The following is a 548-nucleotide window of genomic DNA, read 5'->3' as shown; positions in this document are numbered from 1 at the left end:
CTGTTCGGCGGGCGCAAGGCGCTGTTCGACCGGCTGGCTAGCGTGTTCGACAATGCCGCCATCGCCCGGCGCAGCATTGTCGCCCCGATCGAATGGTATGAAGGCCATCATGGCTGGAAGGAACGCAACCGCGTCTATCTCGATGCATGCGACGCGCTATTTCGTGAGGCGGCAACCAGGGCTATCGGGCAGGCCGGATTGAAGCCATCCGATATTGACGGGGTTGTGATGGTCTCGTCCACCGGCATCGCCACGCCCAGCATCGAGGCGCGCAACGGCCCGGCGATCGGCCTCCGCGATGATGTGCGCCGGGTGCCTCTGTTCGGCCTTGGCTGCGCCGGCGGGGTCAACGGGCTTGCCACCGCGGCGCGATTGGCCGCCGCCGAGCCCGGCATGCGCTGGCTGTTCGTCACCATCGAAACCTGCTCGATCGCCATCCGGCTCGACAGCGACGATCCGGCTGCGATCGTCGCCACCGCCATTTTCGGCGATGGCGCCGCGGCCGCCGTGGTCGGCACCGGCGAGGGCGGCATTGCTACCATCACCGG

General features: G+C 67.7%; 1 pseudogene. It reads left to right on the top strand.

Going from position 1 to position 548, the window contains the following annotated elements:
• Window positions 1–548 (top strand): annotated as a pseudogene (locus Q0C64_RS02780) (type III polyketide synthase); the annotation flags it as partial.

Source organism: Sphingomonas sp., assembly GCF_023266535.1.
Lineage (GTDB): Bacteria > Pseudomonadota > Alphaproteobacteria > Sphingomonadales > Sphingomonadaceae > Sphingomicrobium.
The sequence above is the reverse complement of the archived record's forward strand: the minus strand, read 5'-3'. Positions and strand labels throughout refer to the sequence as shown.